Below are 16,911 nucleotides of genomic sequence, written 5' to 3' on the forward strand. Positions count from 1 at the left end.
AATGTAGTAGGGAATGCTTATCTGGCTATCTTGGCTTTCCGCAGTTCCAGTTCATTCTGGCGATATTCCATCACCTGGTTAAAGCCGTAATTCACACGACGTATCAGAAAATTTTCAAAAATTTTGTCAAAGGCAGCTTCATCCTTCGCTGTAATCAGTTCTGGCAGCACTTCTTCCCAATTCTGAGAAATACGTGACCAGGCTAACGCGATATCGGAATCCCCTATAGGATCTAGTCCCTTATAGATGCCGCTGTCCAGATCGGCCTGTTGGTTGGCGAACTCCTCCATTTGCTTAATGGATGGAGCATTCTCAGGTCTCCACTTGTTAACAAAAGCAGGGTTTCGCAGCATCCAGTAGGTATCCATAATGCCATATTCCTTTTCCAGCCGCTCCCTATCCGTGTCATGCAACTGGACCATTGCCGCCGTCAACTGCGGTTTGCCGTTCTTCATCGCCCAGGTTTCACCTTCTTTGCCCAAAAATAAATCCCGTTGGCCTTCTTCACTGGCCAGATAGGTCAAAAATCGGATGGCTCGTTCAGGGTTTTCCGTGGATCTGCTAATCATCGTAACCATCCAGCCATCCATGCTGCCGGGAAACAGTTTGGCGGATTCTCCCCTGCTGCTCCGGGGTCCATCTACAGCAATATAGTATGAACTCTGATTCGTAAGGACTTCCAATTTCGAATTGAGGTCCGATATGTCTGTCCATTCCCGAATCATCATAAAATATTGGGCATGGTTGGTTTTTTCCTGAACCTGTACACTGGAGTCGACCAGAAAATCAACATTAATCAGGCCCTGCTCGTAAGCGATACGAAATGTTTTCAGCCACTCAATATAATCGGGATCTGTCATTCGGTCGTATACTTTACCATTCTGTTCATGGGGGATCGCAAGCAGATTTTGCAAATATTCGGTCATCCCATAGGATGCATTCCCCTGTGCCCAAAACGGACTGATCAGCTGGCCTTTATAAACAGAATATTGATTCTTCAGCAATTGCAATGCATTTAGAAAACCTTTCGGTGTGGTAAGGTCCGGTTTGCCCATCGACTCATACAGATCTTTACGTACGAGAAAGGTTTGGTTCGCTCCCGTCAAGCCGGTTGAACGCATTTGTTCGGGACTGTACGCATCATTGGGGATGACATAGGTATGGCCGTCTTCCTGCCGATACCATTGTAGAGCACCATCACCTGCTACCTTGTAAAAGTAAGGATCATACTGGTTGGCTAGCTCATCCAGGGCATAGATGTTATTACTCTCCCGAAGTTTGTTAACCGCACTCTCCCAGGAGCCGATGGTTATCAAATCCGGCAGACTACCGGTCGTCAACATCCGTGATAAGATCTCGCTTGGTTCACCAGTGGATACTTCAAATTCGATATTGACTCCTGTTTTTTGAGTGACATATTTGGAAGTCAGGCTCTCACCCCAAGTGTGCCCGTACCATTCGGCTCCAACGAACCACGTTAGATTCACGGGGGTGGTATCCATTCTCCATGCCGGTTCTTCCAGATTCAGATTAAGGCTCTGTATCTGCTCCGTGAAGTCAGCCTTTGTCGAAGCACCCTTATCTTCCGATTGCTCTGACTCAGAACAAGCAGTCAAGCCTGACATCAGACACATCATCAACAAGGCTAAAATAAAAGGACTTCGAAACATGAACACCTGAGCGCCTCCTTTCTATACTGGCCATCTCCATCCCCATCTGCACCACATTCATACGAGTGGTGGTACAACCGATTTTACTACCCTTGGATTAAAATGGAAATGGTTTAGTGGTCGATTCGCAGATGATCCGCAACATTCCCCCTAACGAAACATAACTTGTAATAAATCAATGGAAGGGAGACCAATTCGTGTATCTAATCTGGATACTTATTGTCGGTGGGTTAATTGGCTGGTTAAGCGGAAATCTGATTGGACGGGATGTGCCGGGAGGCGTACTCGGAAATATCATTGCTGGCTTTGTTGGATCATGGTTAGGGTATGAACTGTTGGGACCGAGGGGGCCGGTGGTGGGTGGATTTCATATCATACCCGCGATCGTCGGGTCGATCATTGCTCTCTTGATTTTCTATGCTCTGGCACGCGGTGGAGCGTTCCGAAGACGTTAACAGGCGGAGACGACAAGTTTTTCCCAATTGATTAGATATTGACGTAAAGCTTCTTTCGCCACCTTTGTATAATCTTCTTCACAAAGCATAATTTTCACCCGGTAGTCGAATAAAGCCGCCGATCCTATTGATCGGCGGCCTCCTTTGGTTTTATGGAACATTGTTTCCCGTTAGCTTGATGAATTAAAGTGCAAAATAACGAATACACCTATTCGGTAATAGGAACATGTTCTTGTCCCTCGACATCTTTAATCAATCTTACATGGTCTAAAAGTTTCATGTGTAGCTTCATACTCTTCTATTAATCGGATTTTATTTCCATCAAATCTAATCATTGATATCCCATCAAATGAATAAAGTTGTTTTTCTTTTGCTTTAAAATACCATTCTACAAAAAATAAGGTTTCATTTACTTGATGAATATTTTTAATCTTCCATTTTAAAACAACTTGCTTGAGTAACATTTTTTTGATCCACAAATGGACTTCCTCTATACCCACATACATTGCTCCATAACATTCGCGGTAGATAATATCATCAGAAAAATACATATCTAAAAACGTAAAATCTCTAGTTACCCACATAGAGAAATATTTTTTTATAATTTCTTCTTTCATAAGTTACTCCTCTATTTTTTAATTAAGCGAAGTTCTTGACGAGTGTTTTGAATCTATTATATTAAATGAATTAATTCAGAAAAAAAGAGAATGAATAAACAAGAAAAAAACGAACGACTATAAACTAATTAATGATAATCGTTCATCCTGTGCATGGCAAAATAAACATAAGCCGCCACGTTCAGCCAGCTCCACCCTATCGTAAAACAACCACAAAAAAAGCCAACCAGTACGCCACCGATTACCTCTGCCTGCCCGTCTGTTATATGCGTTCATTAATTTTGATCAGTAATTTCTTTAAGATTTGCTTCTCCTCGTCATTAAGGGCTTGAACGATTTCATCCTCCACTTTTTGAAATGAGTTATTGAAGTCTTCAATTAAGTCAACCGCTTTTGGTAATACATAAATATTTTTTTGCCGTTCATTATTGGCCGGGATTTTACGTTCGATGAAACCTTTTTGCTCTAAACCTTGAAGCATGCTTGTAACGCTTGCCCCACGCAAATGAAACCGATCTGCAAGATCCTTTTGAATAATATGATTGTCTTGATTCTCATAAATATAATCGATTACTTTTCCTTGTTGAGAACTTAATCCTAGCTCTTTTATACTCTCATCCGCTCTTTTCTTTAACTTAAGACCGATAATTTGAAACAAATCCATATAAGGCGTATCTTCTCGGGAATGCATGACCGTCCATCGTCCCCTCTGTAATTGTTAGGAATCTAATTGTAAGTAGCTAAAATATACAGTGATCCCAGTAGGCTTGTCAAACAAAAGTTAGACTATTGACTGTTAGATATCTAACAGTTATACTCCGAAGTGTTGAATCACAAACACATTAGGAGGAGTTATGATGGAGAAATTAAATCAGAATGCTGGGTTAGAAAAAATTACGGCGATTACAAATGTACGAATCTTTGATGGATATCAAGTTATTGTTCCCAGACATATTGTCATTAAAGGGGTGTCCATTATTTCAGTGGGCGGAGACATCCCAAGCGACGCAACAATTATCGATGGAGAAAATGCGACATTAATACCTGGTCTGATTGATGCACATGTTCATACCTCAATTGGCGGATTACGAGATGCCTTAAAATTCGGTGTTACAACAGAACTCGAAATGAACGGCGATTTTACTAAAAGAGGGCGCGAAATTCAGCTAAAAAATGTCGATGACATCGCAGACGTCCGATCTGCTGGTACAGCGATTACCGCTCCTGGTGGGCACCCAGATGAATTACTGCCTGATGGAGATGAAATACCTGAATTCGTATTAAAGGAACTAGAGCAGTTATCGGAGGGAGACCGGGAAGCAATGTTGGCCGCTTACGCTCACGATCACGACGAAATACCTCAAGTGACGACGGTTGAAGAAGCGATCAAACATGTGCATACCCAATTGGAGAATGGATCTGACTATATTAAGATCATGATTGAAGAGGGAACGGTTATGGGTGCACCCGGCCTGCCTGTTCTAAGTGATGAGATTCTAAAAACAGCCGTTACTGAAGCCCACAAGTTCGATAAGTTGGTCATTGCCCACGTTTTGACGGCTCTTTCATCGAAAGCAGCCATCGATTTTGGAGTCGACGGTTTGGGCCACTTGTTTATCGACAGACCCGAGTACACGTCCGAATTGGTTAAATCCATAGCTGATTCTGGAGCTTTTGTTACACCGTGCTTGGTTTTGAATTCATCAATTATTGGTAATCCGGCATCGGAATTGGCTAATGATCCACGAGTTCATTCCAAATTAAGTCCGGATTGGATCGATATTTTGAACTCAAGCTTCAATACATTCCCACAAGGCAATATGGAGAACAGCTTTAAAAATGTGATGGATCTTCACCGTGCCGGAGTTGATATTCTTGTAGGGACGGATGTCGCACCGGTACCCGTTCCGAACCTTGGTGGCCTTGCTCATGGAGCCAGTGTTCACCACGAAATGCAGCTGCTGGTGAAGGCTGGGTTCACTCCGATCGAAGCTCTTCAGTCGGCTACTTCCAAACCGGCCCGTTGCTTTGGTCTACATGATCGTGGCCGGATTACCGAAGGTGCTCGTGCTGATCTTATTCTCATAAACGGTGATCCAATCACTAATATTTCAGATACCTTGTCAATCCAATCCGTGTGGTTCAATGGTTCGCAAAAACTAGGCTAAAACTAGTAGATTATATTTCCTAATTGTAAAATCACTAAGAAGAGGGAGTGCAAAATGCATTCCCTCTTCGACTTTAATCTATTTATCCAACTCCCAATTTTTTAGGAACGATGCCCAGATCAATGAGATGTAATTATGCTTTTGGAATTGCCCCTATTTGTTGAAGCAAGCCAAGCATATCGGGTTGACCATACTCTTCAATAATTTGGCCATTAGAGATCCGATAAAAATTCATTGCATTTACTTCGATTTTTTTGCTCGTTGGTGGAAACCCGAGAAACTCTCCGTCTTGTGTGCCCTTCATGACAAAATGAGCTGCTATTAGATCCTCTTCTGCTACCAGCTCCTTAACAGTCCATTGTATATCGGAAAAACCAGATCTCATCATATGAATTATGGAGAGATAACCACTTGGACCATTCATTGGTTCTTTTTGCATAGGTACATAAAAAACAGCATCTGGAGCAATCAACTCTTCAGCAAGTTCTTTGCTTGCCGTATTAATGAAGTTCGTGAAACGATACATCAATTGTTTGTTTTCTGTAATCGTCATATTTAAACCCCTTTCTATTTTCGTGAGCATATGCCTTCACTTAAATTTTATCTCTACTTTAGATAATTGGTAAGTAGGCACCTTAATGTTGCATAGGAACCTTTTTGTAACTATTATTTTATCTTTAGGTTGCAGAGAAGTTATCCCTTGTACAGATTCAAGTAAAGACATGGACACACCTTGTAACCCGGATACTGTATTCATTAGGTCCCATTTCTCGGAACGACCGTATGTAGTTGATAAGGTACCTAATGTAACTCCGATAAGTGTAGAACCCATCAATGCCAATAAACTGATCTTTAAATGCTGTCTCCAAGAATTCAAGAACGTTAACATATGATTCAAAAATATTCACTCAGTTGCATCCATAAACTCTCTTGCAAACTCCCTCCTCCCTTCATTCATTCTCATTTGATTTTTCATCGACAGAATTATAATATAAGCAATGTATTGTTTTGAAAGTAGGCACCTTTTTGTTATATAGGAACCTAATAGTAACTATTGGAGGTGATAATGTAGTGATTTCAAAAAAAGAGTTGCCGTTGTGTCCCGTCGCTACGACAGTTGGATTGATAGGTAACAAGTGGAAGTTATTGGTTATGAGGGATCTTTTGAAGGGAACTCATCGATTCGGAGAACTTCGTAAAAGTATACCTGAGATCAGTCAAAAGGTTCTCACTGAAAATTTACGTTCTATGGAAGAGGATGGAATTGTCATTCGTACTGTTTTTGCAGAAGTCCCTCCGAGAGTCGAATACAGCTTAAGTGATTTAGGAAATTCACTGAAACCAATTATATTCTCTATGGAAACATGGGGACTCGGGTACCAGAAACTCAATGATGAACTTCCAAACGATATTCATCAGAGTGAATGATGTCAAATTGTTACTCCACGGTCATTTCAAAATAGAATAAATTCCTCTACATCTTCAAGTTAAGTCAATGGAGGACTCATGCGTCCTCCATTGATTCGTAAGAGAAAGTTGATCTTCGAACACCAGTTGCAATATTTCTATTGCATGAAGAAAAATGGGCACGATCCTCATAAAATGAATGGCTAGTTAAAATCAAAATGGATATGCGCTGTTTTTGGATACATGAATTATTTCAGATGGAAACCTCGCCTTAAAATATTTTTCGACTTTCAGATGAATACTTTTCTCGTACCATCTGTCCCAGCCGTTCACATCAAATAATTGTGGCATCCCTAACCGCTCAGATCTCATCCCCATTTGACCATCACCAATCAGTAGCGTATCAATCCAAATTCGATCAGTTATGCCTTGTAACATGTTAGCGAAATTAGGTGAAAAAGGTAGCACAGGGGAGATAGATACTTGTGTATGTATCCCTGCATCATTTATCTTTTTCAAGGCTTTAACTCTTAAATTTATTCCAGGAGCATAGGGCGAAAAAATTCGTTTCACGTCTTCGCGATCTGTCTCGATTGTCATGGAAACCATAATTCTACATTTTTCCTTTAATTTCAGTAGTATATCAAGGTCTCTGGCAACCAGCGGGCTTCTAGTTTGAATTTGAAGTGAATCTGGTGGGTTTTTATCCATTTCTTCCAAGAGGCTTCTTGTAATGCTTGCCCTCTGCTCTACAGGTTGATAAGGATCTGTGGCTGATGACATGAATATACTTATGGGTTTATTTTTACGTCTTAGAAGAGAGACTTCCTTTAGATAGTTTTCTGCTGCATTTTTCTTGACATCCACCCACGATCCCCAAGGGATATCCTTAAACTTTTGAATAGGCATTTCTCTGACGTAACAGTATTCGCAAGCAAATGCACAACCCGTATAGGGATTTAGTGAATGAGTAAAACCAATATCTAGATAACCTTTTACTTCACTTAATATTTTCTTAGACACAATGTCTTTAATTTCAATTGGCATGACGCTACCATCCCCTCAATTACTTTTCAATCTATCATCTTGGCGATCACTTCTCCTCTTGAGTTTTATCTTAAAATTTCTCATGCTACTTGAAAAGTAGGCACATTTTTATTAGATAGGAACCAGAATGTAACTATTGGGTGTTAACAACAAAACAACCGTTTCAACTCGATTATTCTACTGCTCCAGTGGCGCCGATTCGAAGATCAACTTCCACATCAAAATGTGCTCGGGACAGCTCTTTCCCCCAGTCGGCCTGTGCTTCCTTGTATAAGGGATACTGATATGCCCTGGCATAAAAACCATACCCGAAAGGATCGATATTATAGTTTTGGCACTTTTTAATAAGCGCCTCCATGCTTTTTTTCATTTCCTTGCTTAATTTATTTGCCATTTCCTCGGAATTTCCCAAAAGCTCAAATTCAAGAAACTTTTCAGTTATGCTTACGATCGACTTCACTTTAATGTTGAATTGAAATCTGCCATTTTCATGAGAGGATTTCGTTTTTACCGATATGTCACCTAAAGAAAAACTCACTTTGTCGATGTTAAATGGCAGTGATTGTTGTAAATCATCAACAGGAAAAGTGAGACTGACCCCTGGTTCAGCTTCATTTTTCAAAATGTGAAGAAGTGATGTCTCCTGATAGGTCAGGGAAGTTTTGTACTCCCCTTTTCGGGATAAAAGAGTTGTTCCTTTTAACATGATTTTATTATTTTCAATCTTGATTTCCGAGATGGAAGGCGTCATCGCTCGATCATACAATTGTCTATGTAGCTCCTGCGCGGTTGTTTTTACCGTAGCTGAACTTTTGCTTCCTGAATCGACAATCGCTTTTATAAATAAAGGTAACGGCGGTTGATCTTTGGCTTGAAAATTGAAAATATCCGCCATAGGACCGTCAAAAGCAATGATGCGGTCGGTAATCGTATTGCGAGGATCGCGGAACATGACATCAAGTACTTTAAACCAATCCTTATATTGAAGCAATTGTTTCCCTACAATGATGACTTGAAAATTACGTCCCGCAAGCGAACCGGGAAATTGGGCATCCTGGTGATTTCTCGACTGTCTTAAACCTTCTGCTATCCCTCCCCCTTCGCGGCTTTTCTTTTGAATGTCTTTACTGAATACAGGGGCAGATATATAATAATGGAGCTTTTTATCTTTGACATCCAATCCAAGAGCCAAAGGAACCGTTGCGTCTTCCAAATTGGTTTTGTCATTGGCGCAACCTACGAGCGCAGCCAATAAAATACAGGACACACCCGAGATAATGAATTTCCCGACCCATCTCATGTGCGTTGCCCCCCTCCCATCTTTTTGCGGATTGTTACATACAGAAGAACGCCTGCGGGCAGAACAAACTCCATCATAAATCCAATGTAATTGAGTGCGTAGTTTACTTGGGCAGATTCGATAAAGCTGGGCCGATAGAGGAAAAAGCTAATCTCAATGACAATACACCACACTGCAAGATGGTATCTTTCCTGACCTTTTCCTACCAGCGACGCGGAGCACCTCGAGACAAGATACATGGAGGGAATCCATATGCAAGAGAAAACGAACAGATAAAATGCGATAAATACCACTTCTACGCGCTCAATAAACTGAAATTCAATGGACTTCATAATGCTAATCACGGGGTCATTATACTCCCCGATCTCATCAGGACTAAAGTACACGTAACAAATCAGGGTGATTCCCAAGTAAACGATGCAAGTGAGCGTGTTGGAGATGATCATGGCAGGCAATGCTCTTTTTTTGTTTACTAGTTGGGGATAGAGGAACAAAACCAGGCCGATGCCGAGCATCGGATAGATCATAAATTGGATGGATGAAAGAACTGGGAACCATCCCTCTTTAAAGATGGGCAATAAATAGAGCCAATGGGCACGACTTAACGTAGACACATAAATGAACGGAATCCATATGGAGAGTATGGTGACTATTTCGCTGTATCGCCCGATGGCCTGAAACCCATGCTGCGCAATCTGAAATGTGGGGATGAGCAGCAGCAGGACTAGAATATAAATATACGTACTTGGCAATAACCATAATTTAATGACAAGTGAAGCAATCATATAACCGTCATACGCCAGAAGCAAATAATAGGACATAAATATTAAAGCAGCTAATTTTGCTGCCCATACGCCGATATAACGCTGAATCAAATCGAGTATTGAACTGTTTGGACTATATTTCATCAACTTGACGATCGCTATGGAGGCTAACGTTGCCAGCCCCCATCCTAAGAAAATGACCATCCAGCCATCTGTTCCCGCATGCCTCGCCAGCTCTCTGGGAATAGACAAAAAAGCAACGCTGATTTGGAAAGAAGAAATAATAAGAATGAATTGAAGCATCGTTACCGGGCGTAATGACTTCATGTTCTATTTATTCTCCTTCCATCCTCTGCTTTTACCCTGTCTTTTTGACTGGCGTGAATTCGTGCTTGCGGGGCGGTTGTTCATCATCCACAACGGTACCCGCAGTAAGGTATCCTTCCAATCCATGGCCCTAAATGGAGCTATAGGTGTGCTATAGGAGGCACCGAGCGAGTTTAATGTTATTAGTCGACCGATGAAGCTCATCATGCCCACCACCAGTCCAACAAACCCGAACCAAGTAGCTAGTACCATCATCATGAACCGCATGATGCGTACAGCTGCCATCATGTCTTGATTGGGAATAATAAAAGATGAAATAGCTGTAAAAGCCACTACGATAACCATTACATTGCTGATCAACCCTGCCTCCACAACTGCCTGACCAATGACAATACCGCCAACGATTCCTACAGTTTGTCCTACTGGAGCTGGAAGGCGAACTCCCGCTTCCCTTAACATCTCAAGTGTTATTTCCATAATAATCGCCTCTACAAATGGCGGGAACGGAACTTGCCCCCGTGACTCACCAAGCGTTAATAGGAGCTTCAAAGGTATAATCTCAAAATGAAACGAAATGACGGCTATAAAAATTCCAGGCAAAAAAATAGCAATGAAAAAGGCAAAGATGCGCAATATTCTGAGGAATGACGAAATGGACCATCGGGAACTGTAATCATCAACCGTCTGAAAAAAAGACATGAACGTAGCTGGCGCAACCAGAACACTTGGCGAACCATCGACTACAACGACACAACGGCCTTGCAGTATTTGAGAAGCTGCCGTATCCGGTCTTTCTGTCGTAATCATTTGGGGAAGCAACGCAAGTGGTTGGTCCTCAATAAATTCAGCCAATTCTCCGGTGTTAATGATGGCATCCACATCAATGGATTGAATCCGTTCTTCCAGTGCTTTAATGATGTCCGGCTGGATCACATCTTCCAAATAAAGCAAAGATACTGGCGTTTGTCCCCGCTGCCCAACAATATACCGCTTCACCTTTAACTCTTTGTCCGCAATATAACGACGGATCATGGCTATATTTTGAGAACCTGTCTCTATAAATCCTTGATGAGCCCCTTTCAGTGAGGGCTCCTGCTGAGGATCCTCAACAGCGCGTTGCGGAAATCCTTTTGTATCTAATGCGTATGCAGTACTTCTTCCTTCAATAAATAACACGCTGTAGCCGAGTATAATGGAAAGTCTGAGCTCTTCCCACTTGGAGTGAGGTTTTACATAACCCACTGTTGTAATGAAATCTCCGGAAGGATTTCCGGTTTCTAGTTGAAGCGGAGCAAGAACATTTTGATTAAGTGACGCTTTATCTGTCAATTCTTCCATATAGATTATAGCGGCTAGTTCTCCGGTCTGTTTTATGCTTAACTTTCGGATGATTAAGTCGGGAGTATTCGTAAAGATTTCTTCAATTCTACCCAAGGATTCGTTCAAACTTTTGGTGATATTTTCCTCTTTTGTGTTCATGGCAGATTGATCATCCACTACCCTTACCTCCCTTCTTACAGCAACATTTCCTTATTATGACGATTATTCTTCTTGATATACATCGCGGCTTGTTCGCAGGTACATCTTATTTTCTATGTTCATTTGAGCAAATCAGTAATATCAACGTTCATATGTTCAGTAAGCATTAAGGTTACATCCACTTTTACTTTGCTCCATAATAATGTCATTTTATGAATGTAACCTCTCACCGAATAATCTACCGTTAAACTCAGCTCAGATCTCACTTCATCTATGATTTTAATATGATGTTCCTTTAGCCTTTGTTTTGATTTGTACATCTCTAAAGCAATTTTCTTTTGGGTACCGTCCAGGTAGTCAACATACACAGATTTCATTTTGAAGTTTGAAGCGTATATTTTATGCTTATCTACCTCCAGAGCACCTAAAAGATAAGGGAGCTCCACCACCCTCTTCACGAGTGAAAGTTCCTCGAAAGTCTGTCGCATTTTATACGCCTCCTTCTTCAAGTTTTACAGCGACCAATTGATCAAAATCGACCCATTCAAATCCATTTTCCATTTCAATTTTGATTTTCTTCCCAAAGGTACTGACTGAAGTGACGATCCCGTGTATATACCGATTGCCTGACTCAGTAAATATTTCAAAGGTGGCTTGCAATGTATAATTGAGCGACATATCTATATTCTGAGTAATAATCTCCCACTCATCTTCATGGATCAGTGGTTTCGCTTGATAATGAATTTGAGTTCGATGCTGTATAATTCGTTCTTTATGTTGAGGAAGCATCATGCGGCTCGATTCCCATAATCCATTGGCCTCCAGTTTTTTGCTCATTTATATTGCCCCCCAATTTTAGATGCTCGATCGATCGCTTGACCCGCAGCCGTAATGGAGCTCGCTCGTAGAATGGCAATGTCGCCAAATCGATCCTTAATGTCGTCCATCACCTGATCAATGGCCCGTTTCTGCTCTTGATCATCAAAAAAAGATAGTTGATATGTATCCGCGTTGGATAATTGAGACAGGGATACGCCTACACGGCGCACAGGTTGCCCATCCCAGTGTTGATGGAATATGCGTTTGGCTATCTTGCATACATCAACGGTTATGTTTGTAGGATCAGACAGTTTAACCTGCCTGTGAAAACCAGTGGGGTGGTCAAAATCCGCTCCAGACACACTTACGGATACGACACTACCCATCAGTCCCTTTTGCCGGGCTCTTCTGCATACTTCTGTACAGATATCGAGAATAACCACTTCGATCTCCCAAGCCTCTGTGAAATCTCTAGGCAGGGTCATTCCGTTTCCGATATCTTTTTGTGTACTGTGCGTATTGACGGTTACCGGCGAATTGTCGAGTCCATTTGCGACTCGCCAGATGACTTCTCCATTAACACCCCACTTACTTCTTAATTTGGAAAGAGGCGTATTCGCCAGGTCTCTAATGGTTCGGATGCCCATCTTCCACAGATGTTTTTCCATTCTTGAGCCTATCCCCCACATATCGCGGATGGGCTTATCTCCAATATGGAGGTGTAACTCCTCTTTTTTTAAGTGGAAAATGCCCCCCTCTGCTTTTTTAGCGATCATATCGCAGCATAATTTACTGATGATTTTGTTTTCACCAATGCCAGCTCTCGCGTATACGCCTGTTTCATTATAGATTTTGTCTTGAATTTGCTTGGCCAAATCGACTGGATCATTACCAAATAGATGCATAGACCCTGTAAAATCAGCGAATAATTCGTCTATACTGTAAGGTTCGACCAGATCGGTGAACTCCTCAATAATGGACATGATTTGAGTGGATACTTCGATGTATTCTTGCATGTGTGGTCTCACAATGATCAGTTCAGGGCACTTCTGAAGAGACTGCCAGAGTGGTTCCGCGGTAGATACACCCTTCGCTTTGGCTAGTGGACAAGCGGCAAGGATAATTCCAGAACGTCTTGCGGGGTCTCCCGCGACAGCTAATGGTCTATTTTTGTATTGAGGCATTTTTGCCTTTTCGACTGAAGCATAAAAGCTCTGCATATCAATGAGCATAATGGTTCGTTGCTTAGTCAACACTGAAATCACTCCTGTACTTTTAAGAACGTATGTTTGTATATATTATAAACCGAACACATGTTCTTTATGCAAGAGGTAAATATTTATATTTAGGCTACGACGAAGTGATGGATTCAAATCATACTAAGTCACACCAGCTGCTCCATCATTTGAACTCCCACCTGTAAACACAGTTTTCATTTTCCTGACTTAAATGCGAAAATACTTGAATATGTAATTAAGGGTGCTATTCAAAAGCCAATGCACAAAAAGCCGCTAAATTAGCGACTTCAATTGGACCATGTTCTTGTCCCGCGACAAATAATAAAAGCAGCCGACATCAGCTGCTGCTTTTTTAGTATTTTATTGTTGGATGCTACTCCATCCGCTTACATCACATTGTCCATAATCATTATCACCCACAGCAACCATCGTACCATCCGATTTCAGTCCAATTGTATAGGCACACCCCGCAGAAATAGATCTAATTTCGTGCCAGCCACTTACATCACATTGGTGATGCTTATTCGAACCCACAGCAACCATCGTCCCGTCAGACTTAAGACCAACGGTATGATAACTCCCAGCTGCAACTGCTACAATATCGCGCCAACCGCTTACGTCGCATTCCCCTTCATTATTTCTACCCACAGCCACTACCGTGCCATCCCATCTAAGCCCAACAGTATGAAAATACCCCGCCGAAACAGCTAATATGTCGCCCCAGTCGTTTACGCTACATTGGTTATACTTATTGTTACCAACGGCTGTTACCGTTCCGTCTATTTTTAGACCAACTGTATGCCAGTCACCCGTCGTGACCGATACAATATCATGCCAGCTGCTCACGTCGCATTCCCCTTCATTATTTCGCCCCACCGCAACCACGGTGCCATCTGATTTAACCCCAACAGTACGGCACCAACCTGCCGAAACGGTTACTATATCGCGCCATTCGCTTACATTGCATTGGTCATGCGTATTCCAACCGATAGCTGTTACAGTACCATCGGATTTAAGACCAACTGTATGTGCATTACCGGTGTTCGTAGCCATATGAACATTACCAGCCGCAACTGCGACGATATGGCACCAATCGCTTACCTTACATTGACCGTATTTATTATCACCCACAGCTATTACTGTTCCATCAGATTTAAGAGCAACGGTATGACGACGACCTGCCGCTATGGTACAGTTACGGACCCGTTTCGCCTCAAACACTGCTTCCTTCCGTGAATTGTAGCCCATATCTTCCTCCTCTCCACCAATTGAAAATCCTCGGTTAGTTCAACTGTAAGTCATAAAGTTTGTTGTTACATCGTACTGTTACAAAAGAAAGGCTCGCACAGACAGGGGATTCTTACTTCCCTGCCCAATACGAGCGTTTACTTCAAATGCACTCAAACGGTTGATCCAGGTGTGTATTTTTAGCAATCGTTTCATTTCATGTAGCGATATTCTAATAGATCCTTCAAGTTTGAGATTTTCCGCAGCAGCTTCTCCCCGACATTGGTTTCCCTCACCAGCTTCCGCTCCAGTTCTTTGTCCACCAATCTTTTTAGAGATAACACGTCTGTTCCGTTACATAACACATCTTCTTTTGAATTAAATTTCTGATGGGCGACGAGCTGCATGCCAAAAGAATTGTACAGCAAGGTATATCCGGCAATGCCCGTTGTGGACTGATAGGCTTTGGAAAAACCGCCGTCAATCACGATCATTTTTCCGTTTGCTTTAACAGGGCTCTCTCCACGACTTTCTTTGACTGGCGTATGACCGTTAATGACATGTCCATGATCTGGATTCAAATCAAACTCCTGCAAAATTTTTCGAGTGATCTCTTCATTTTCACGTAAATGGTAGTAAGGGTTCTTTCTCTCCTTATGTGCTTCTTTATCTTGGATAAAGTACCGTTCAAAAGTGGTCATTTCTCTCTTTCCAAAGAGCGAGGAGCATTCCCCTGTCCAGATGTACCATACCATATCCGTCGCCAGATCTTCTGTCTCTTCCGGATGTGCAAAGGCGTAACGTAAATAATCCTCAAAAACATCAAGCAATTGACGGCCGGCATATGTCTTGTCTTCAATCTGCATTTCTTCCATATTTCCTTCTTCATCCAAAGGAATACAGCCGTGGATTAACAAATTCCCGTTGTATTTTAAATAAAGACTACCCTTTTTCATAAGAAAATTCATATGTCTGGCCATCTTTTCGGAATGCTGAACGGAAAACAGCAGCTTTTCCATCACCTGGCGTTCTTCCTCCAGCAATTGTTCAGGCTTCTGCGGATTTATGGTTGCAAAACAGGTGTTTTCCAGCAGGTATGTTTTACCGCAGATGTTGATTTCATTTTTGTCGTAATCAATCTGCTCCAGCAAAAGTCTTTCAGACATATTAAAGTATGGGCGTCTCTTGATAATCGGGATTTCAAGTTTAAACTGAATCATGGCAATGGCTTGGTGAATTTTCGTGATCTGCAGAATTTCCTGCTCCGTTAGGTTATGACCAGCCTGTAGCTTAGGTCTGAAAGATGGATTGTCCTCATAGTATTTCTCCGCCAGGTTTAGCAGTGGGTGCAGATTGATTCCGTATACATCTTCGATGATATCCAGATTGTCGTATCTGGCGCAGATCCGAATAATATTCGCAAGGCAGGCCAGAGAACCCGCGTAGGCTCCGATCCAGAGGACATCATGGTTACCCCACTGAATGTCTACAGAATGGTAGTTGATCAGTGTATCCATAATTTTATCGGGGTACGGCCCCCGGTCATAGATATCTCCAACCACATGAAGATGGTCAACCACCAGGCGTTGAGTCGTATAAGCAAGGCCGATAATGAGATTGTCCGCCTGGCCCAAGGATATAATTTGCCGATATATTTCCTCGTAATAAGGATCCTTATTGTTGGTCGAATCCGTCTTGTATAAAAGCTCTTCTACAATATATACATATTGCTCCGGCAGAGCTTTACGCAATTTCGAGCGCGTATATTTTGAAGAGGCATAAGAAATAAGCTTAAGCATGTGTTCAATCGTTAGTCTATACCACTGGTTCAAAGCCTGTTTATTGCTCAGTTCCCCTATAACCAGCTGTATTTTTTCTTCCGGGTAATAAACCAATGCCGCAAAATCATTGATTTCTTGATCCGTCCAAACCTTCCGGAATAATTCTTTGATTTTCTCTTTGACGGTACCCGAACCGTTTCTTAGTACATGCTGAAAAGCCTGGAACTCCCCATGCAAATCACTGACAAAATGCTCGGTTCCCTTCGGGAGATTGGAGATCGCTTCAAGGTTGATGATCTCTGTTATGATTTTTTCTTCCGTATCATATTTCTCGGCCAATAAATCTAGAAACTGCTCATCCAAAACAGATGTCCCCCTTCAAGGAAGTATGGTGTTGTATAGCCGGGTCCAAAAGCTTTAGACCTACATAAAATTACTCTATACTTGGCATTGATTATATGGTAATTATCAGCATCGCCTTCCCCCATCATACTCCAGTTCATCATATATGAACAAATTTCATTGAATGGATTTTGAACGAAACAATGTTTTGGAGTTATAAAATAAAAAAGCCGCTAAAATAGCGACTTTCAGTGGGATCATGTTTTTGTC

Annotated in this window: 16 protein-coding genes; 3 read left to right on the top strand and 13 right to left on the bottom strand. The window is 41.8% G+C overall.

What is annotated here, in order from left to right:
* Positions 1-17: 17 nt before the first annotated feature.
* Positions 18-1,670, bottom strand: a complete 1,653-nt coding sequence (locus MHI14_RS14640; protein WP_341130620.1) for an extracellular solute-binding protein — start codon at positions 1,668-1,670, stop codon at positions 18-20.
* Between the two features lie 197 nt (positions 1,671-1,867).
* On the opposite strand from MHI14_RS14640, the gene MHI14_RS14645 reads away from it, so the two are divergent.
* On the top strand, positions 1,868-2,125 hold the full coding sequence (locus MHI14_RS14645) for a GlsB/YeaQ/YmgE family stress response membrane protein (protein WP_074095306.1): 258 nt from the start codon (positions 1,868-1,870) through the stop codon (positions 2,123-2,125).
* Between the two features lie 248 nt (positions 2,126-2,373).
* On the opposite strand, the gene MHI14_RS14650 is transcribed toward MHI14_RS14645, so the two are convergent.
* Together MHI14_RS14650 and MHI14_RS14655 are read right to left on the bottom strand one after the other, a co-directional pair.
* The gene (locus MHI14_RS14650; protein ID WP_289389288.1) at positions 2,374-2,742 is read right to left on the bottom strand and encodes a nuclear transport factor 2 family protein; all 369 of its coding nucleotides are present in this window, start codon (positions 2,740-2,742) and stop codon (positions 2,374-2,376) included.
* A gap of 262 nt (positions 2,743-3,004) precedes the next feature.
* Positions 3,005-3,433: a MarR family winged helix-turn-helix transcriptional regulator gene (locus MHI14_RS14655; RefSeq protein WP_091029863.1), complete on the bottom strand. Its 429-nt coding sequence runs from the start codon at positions 3,431-3,433 to the stop codon at positions 3,005-3,007.
* A gap of 166 nt (positions 3,434-3,599) precedes the next feature.
* On the opposite strand from MHI14_RS14655, the gene MHI14_RS14660 reads away from it, so the two are divergent.
* Positions 3,600-4,910, top strand: a complete 1,311-nt coding sequence (locus MHI14_RS14660) for an amidohydrolase family protein (protein WP_341130621.1) — start codon at positions 3,600-3,602, stop codon at positions 4,908-4,910.
* A gap of 133 nt (positions 4,911-5,043) precedes the next feature.
* On the opposite strand, the gene MHI14_RS14665 is transcribed toward MHI14_RS14660, so the two are convergent.
* On the bottom strand, positions 5,044-5,463 hold the full coding sequence (locus MHI14_RS14665) for an ester cyclase (RefSeq protein WP_091029868.1): 420 nt from the start codon (positions 5,461-5,463) through the stop codon (positions 5,044-5,046).
* A gap of 518 nt (positions 5,464-5,981) precedes the next feature.
* Between MHI14_RS14665 and MHI14_RS14670 the strand changes: the two genes are divergently transcribed.
* A complete protein-coding gene (locus MHI14_RS14670; RefSeq protein ID WP_036613919.1) occupies positions 5,982-6,338 on the top strand; it encodes a winged helix-turn-helix transcriptional regulator in 357 nt (118 codons plus the stop codon).
* Positions 6,339-6,530: 192 nt separating this feature from the next.
* Here the strand turns inward: MHI14_RS14670 and MHI14_RS14675 are convergent, their stop codons facing one another.
* From MHI14_RS14675 to MHI14_RS14715, 9 genes are all read right to left on the bottom strand, one after another.
* Positions 6,531-7,364: an SPL family radical SAM protein gene (locus MHI14_RS14675; RefSeq protein WP_091029871.1), complete on the bottom strand. Its 834-nt coding sequence runs from the start codon at positions 7,362-7,364 to the stop codon at positions 6,531-6,533.
* 172 nt (positions 7,365-7,536) lie between these two features.
* Positions 7,537-8,664: a Ger(x)C family spore germination protein gene (locus MHI14_RS14680; RefSeq protein WP_091029873.1), complete on the bottom strand. Its 1,128-nt coding sequence runs from the start codon at positions 8,662-8,664 to the stop codon at positions 7,537-7,539.
* Complete coding sequence (locus tag MHI14_RS14685; protein ID WP_341130622.1) at positions 8,661-9,755, bottom strand: GerAB/ArcD/ProY family transporter; 1,095 nt, start codon at positions 9,753-9,755, stop codon at positions 8,661-8,663. The genes MHI14_RS14680 and MHI14_RS14685 overlap by 4 nt, the downstream gene beginning before the upstream one ends.
* A gap of 3 nt (positions 9,756-9,758) precedes the next feature.
* Positions 9,759-11,234, bottom strand: coding sequence for a spore germination protein (locus MHI14_RS14690; RefSeq protein WP_341131704.1), 1,476 nt, complete (start codon positions 11,232-11,234; stop codon positions 9,759-9,761).
* 119 nt (positions 11,235-11,353) lie between these two features.
* Positions 11,354-11,722, bottom strand: coding sequence for a hypothetical protein (locus MHI14_RS14695; RefSeq protein WP_091029878.1), 369 nt, complete (start codon positions 11,720-11,722; stop codon positions 11,354-11,356).
* A 1-nt stretch (position 11,723) separates the two neighbouring features.
* Positions 11,724-12,071 carry a YolD-like family protein gene (locus MHI14_RS14700; protein ID WP_091029881.1) on the bottom strand — a complete coding sequence of 116 codons (348 nt, stop codon included), beginning with the start codon at positions 12,069-12,071 and terminating at the stop codon, positions 11,724-11,726.
* On the bottom strand, positions 12,068-13,285 hold the full coding sequence (locus MHI14_RS14705) for a DNA polymerase IV (protein WP_445670367.1): 1,218 nt from the start codon (positions 13,283-13,285) through the stop codon (positions 12,068-12,070). Before MHI14_RS14705 ends, MHI14_RS14700 begins: the two co-directional genes overlap by 4 nt.
* Before the next feature lie 366 nt (positions 13,286-13,651).
* Positions 13,652-14,539, bottom strand: coding sequence for an RCC1 domain-containing protein (locus MHI14_RS14710; RefSeq protein WP_341130624.1), 888 nt, complete (start codon positions 14,537-14,539; stop codon positions 13,652-13,654).
* Positions 14,540-14,730: 191 nt separating this feature from the next.
* Positions 14,731-16,662 (bottom strand): fructose-1,6-bisphosphatase, encoded by a 1,932-nt coding sequence (locus MHI14_RS14715; RefSeq protein ID WP_341130625.1) that lies wholly within the window; start codon positions 16,660-16,662, stop codon positions 14,731-14,733.
* Positions 16,663-16,911 lie beyond the last annotated feature (249 nt).

The organism is Paenibacillus sp. FSL K6-2393 (assembly GCF_038002545.1).
GTDB lineage: Bacteria > Bacillota > Bacilli > Paenibacillales > Paenibacillaceae > Paenibacillus.